This window comes from Nocardioides sp. P5_C9_2 (genome assembly GCF_054049555.1).
The window spans coordinates 1-3,662 of sequence record NZ_JBFUMD010000406.1 but is presented as its reverse complement, the minus strand read 5'-3'; the positions used below and the strand labels follow the sequence as shown (position 1 = coordinate 3,662).

Genomic DNA, 3,662 nt, shown 5'->3' with positions numbered 1-3,662 from the left:
CCCCGTCACCTGACCCGTCGCGTCCAGGAGCGGCGAGACCCTCAGCGAGACGATCAGCTCCTCACCCTGTCGCGACCGCCACGTCCAGTCCCGCCGTTCCGAACCGGTCCCGCCCTCGACCGCCGCCACCAGCACCCGGAGTCCGGGGTCCAGCCCCGCGTCGGCGGACCGTCGGGCGAGCTGTGCCTCGTCGTGCCACAGGGCCGGTGTGGCGAGACCCGCGACATCGGCGGCCGTCCACCCCAGCAGGTTCTCGGCGCCCGCGTTGAAGGACGTGACCCGACCGTGCACGTCGGTGGTGATGATGGCGGTCTGCGTCGCGGCCTCCATCACGCCCTGGAGGGTCTCGGCGCTCGCACGGGCCCGCGTCAGCGAGGCGGAGAGCTCATCGGTCAGCAGGGCGACGGGCAGCGACACCAGGGCCGAGGACACCAGCACGGCCTGCAGCATGGTCCCGATCATCTCCGGCGGGTAGTCCCAGCGCTCCGCGGTGGTCGGGAACGGGCCTCGCCCCGCCGTCGTGAGCAGCGACATGGCGATCCCCGAGACCAGCAGCTCCACGGTCGCGAGACGCACCCCGAACCGGGCCGCCCCCCACACCAGCACCGGCATCGGTGCGAAGGCCAGCGGCAGCGCGCCCTCGACGCCGTAGACAGCGCCGATCGTGACCGCCAGGACGACCTGCTGCAGCACCCGCTCCAACCGTCCGGCGTGCACCTGCTGGTGGACGTGCATCATCGTCATCGGCACGATGACCAGGATGGCCGCGGTGTGCGAGGCGAAGACCGCGCGCGCCGGCACCGGGAACTCCAGGGCGGCCACCGTCAGGCCCGCGATGACGGCGGCAGCGCCCGACCCGCAGACGGTCGCGAGCACCAGGCGTCCGAGGTCCTTCAAGGTCGCGAACGGAGGAGGCTTCGGCCCGCTGCGGAAGAACCAGACGATGACCGCCACCTCGGCCCCGTTGGCCAGACCGAAGCCGACGGAGGTGAGCCACGGTCGGCCACCCCACACGTTGGCGAGGACCGTGACCAGGACGATCGCCAGGATCGTCACCGCCAGCCGGTCTCGACGCGTCCGCAGCCCCAGCGCCACGGCCACCCCGGACGCCGGCCACCAGGCCGCCACGCTGCTCCCCTGCGGCGCGAGCCAGACGGACGCCGATGCCAGGAGGAAGATCGTCACCAGGGCGGCGGTCCACCACAGCGGGCCTGCCACGAGCGCCGGCCGCTCGGCGACCTCGTCAGGTCGACCACGAAGATCGGTCGTCACCGACGCGACCCGCCCACCTGCTCGAGCACGCGCACCATCTCGGCATCCTTGCAGAACCCGCCGCGACCCCGCGCGACCCGGGCCACGAATCGGGCCAGCGGTACGGAAGCGCCCGGTCGGCGCGTTCCAGCGCGACGGGAGTGCCCGGTCGGCACGATCCAGCGGTACGGAACTGCCCTCTCACGTCAGGGGCGGGAGAGGAGGTGGACCCGCGAGGTCAGCTTCCCGAGCATCAGGTAGACCAGCCACAGGCACTCCGCCAGCATCACGTCGTACGCCGCGTCGCCGAACGCCGCGCGGTAGCGCTCCGGGTCCCGCTGGAGGCGGGCCGCGTGCAGGAGCGCGCGGGACGGCGCACCCGAGGTCTCCTCCTCGTGCTCGACCCATTCCGAGCCGAGGTCGACGGAGGCGTCGACCACCAGGCCCGAGTGCCGGACGGCGCCGTCGGAGGTGTCGAGGTCCACCGACGCCGGCACGACCCCGAGCACCGGGAGCAGCCAGTCGGCCTCCTCCGGAGCGAGCAGGTCGGTCGCGAGCACCTGGTGCACCAGTGCGCGCCCACCCGGGCGCAGCACGCGGGCGAACTCGCGGTACGCGGAGGCCAGGGACGGGACGTGCGGGAGGCTGTCGCGGCACCAGACGAGGTCGACCGTCCCGTCGCGCAGCGGGATCCGGTCGGCGGTGCCGCGCTCGAAGGAGACCCGCGACGCGACCGCCTCGGGCTCGCCGCGGCGCGCCTCGCGGGCCCGGTCGAGGTGCCGCTGGACGGGGTCGATGCCGACGACACGCAGCCCGAAGTGCGCGGCCAGCCGGAAGGCGTGCCCGCCCGTGCCGCAGCCCACGTCGACGGCCAGGCTGTCCGGAGGCAGGTCCAGCGAGCGCACCGTCGCCAGCAGCATGGAGGGGTCACGCGGGGCGAGGCTCTCGTCGAGCATTGCCGCGAAGGCGGGGTCGACGGCCATCAGCCGGACCCCTCGTCGTCCACGGAGGAGTCCGCACCGGCCTCGGCCGAGGACAGGCGGATCTGCTCGGCGAGCACCCCGGCCAGCCCCGCGATCGCGGCGTCCGCGACCGCCTCGACCGGCACGGACGCGGGGTCCACCCCCGGCACGTCGACCGGAGTGAGATCGGTCCACGCGCCGACGAGCGAGACCTCGAGCTCCCGGAGCGCCGAGACCATGTGGGCGGCGTGGTCGGCGACCCACGGCGCGACCGGCAGGCCGATCGCCGGCTCGTCGCCCTTGCGGGCGGCCAGCACCTGCTTGGCGAGCACGCCCTTGCGCAGGTCGGTGCCCTCGGGGAAGACCAGCCCCTCGGCGTTGAGCAGCTCGTTGACCCGCCGGATCACCAGCGTGGAGGCGGCCCCCACCGACTCGTTGCCCATGCGGGCGGGCGCGAAGCCGTCGGGTGACGTCCCCAGGACCGAGCAGAAGCGCTCCCACAGCAGCTCGCGCGGGGCCCCGGGCGGGGGCACGGTGACCACCTCGACCTGCGAGGTCCCCACCTCCTCGCCCCATGTGCGGGCAAGACGGACGATGTTCTGCTGGCGCCAGAAGGTCCGTCCCGACTCCGGCGCCCGGGCCGACTCGTCGCGGTGGCCGGGGCGCCAGGCCTCGATGCCGGCGACGTACTCGGCGAAGGTCCAGGTGCGGCCGTTCTGCACCGTCTCCTGCCACATCGCCGGGATGGAGCGGTTGAGGTCCCGGGCCGTGACCACCACGGTGACGTCGTGGTCGGGGAAGGTCTCGAGGACGCGGCGTACGACGACCGGACGGACCGGGCCGAGGTACTCCATCGAGATCACCGACGTGCCCTCGTGGGCGGTCACCTTGCCGGCCATCTTGGCCCACTGGGCGTCACCGGCGCCGAGCACGTCGCGCGCCGCCATGACCTGGGAGAGCCAGTTCATGCCGGGGACGAGGATCCCGCGGTCGAGCAGCATCCGCTTGTTGGCGAACAGCCGCGACTGCACGTAGCTGGTGCCGGACTTCATCGCTCCCACGTGGAGCACGAGCCGGCGGGACATGGGCGTCACCCTAGTCGGCGTCGTCCTCGTCGTCGGCCTGCCGCGCGAACGGGAACGGGCCGTGTCCCGTGGCCAGCACCCCCCGCGCCGCCGCGAGCACCGCGGGCGACACCGGTGCGCCGGTGACGAACTCACCGAGACGTCGTACGACGTCGTCCCGGGCGGCCGGGTCGGGCCCGGTCAGCTCCTCGTAGCGCACGTCGTGGACCCGGTCGGGACGGGTGGCGCGCAGGTGCTCCTGGATCTCGACCACCCGCTCGATGAGCGAGCGCGCCTCGTCGGCGTCGGCGTCGCGCCAGAAGCCCGACCCGAGCACCCGCTCCACGTCGCGGGTGTTGAGGACGTAACGGACCCCCGGGAAGGC

The 3,662-nt window shown here is 73.7% G+C and carries 4 protein-coding genes; all 4 read right to left on the bottom strand.

Going from position 1 to position 3,662, the window contains the following annotated elements:
* Positions 1–1,272 (bottom strand): MASE1 domain-containing protein (locus tag ACXJKL_RS17040; RefSeq protein WP_457208209.1); only part of this gene is annotated, 1,272 nt, incomplete at its 3' end.
* A gap of 185 nt (positions 1,273–1,457) precedes the next feature.
* The gene (locus tag ACXJKL_RS17035) at positions 1,458–2,234 is read right to left on the bottom strand and encodes a class I SAM-dependent methyltransferase (RefSeq protein WP_457208208.1); all 777 of its coding nucleotides are present in this window, start codon (positions 2,232–2,234) and stop codon (positions 1,458–1,460) included.
* Positions 2,234–3,298 (bottom strand): hypothetical protein, encoded by a 1,065-nt coding sequence (locus ACXJKL_RS17030; RefSeq protein ID WP_457208207.1) that lies wholly within the window; start codon positions 3,296–3,298, stop codon positions 2,234–2,236. Before ACXJKL_RS17030 ends, ACXJKL_RS17035 begins: the two co-directional genes overlap by 1 nt.
* A 10-nt stretch (positions 3,299–3,308) precedes the next feature.
* Positions 3,309–3,662 (bottom strand): hypothetical protein (locus tag ACXJKL_RS17025; protein WP_457208206.1); only part of this gene is annotated, 354 nt, incomplete at its 5' end.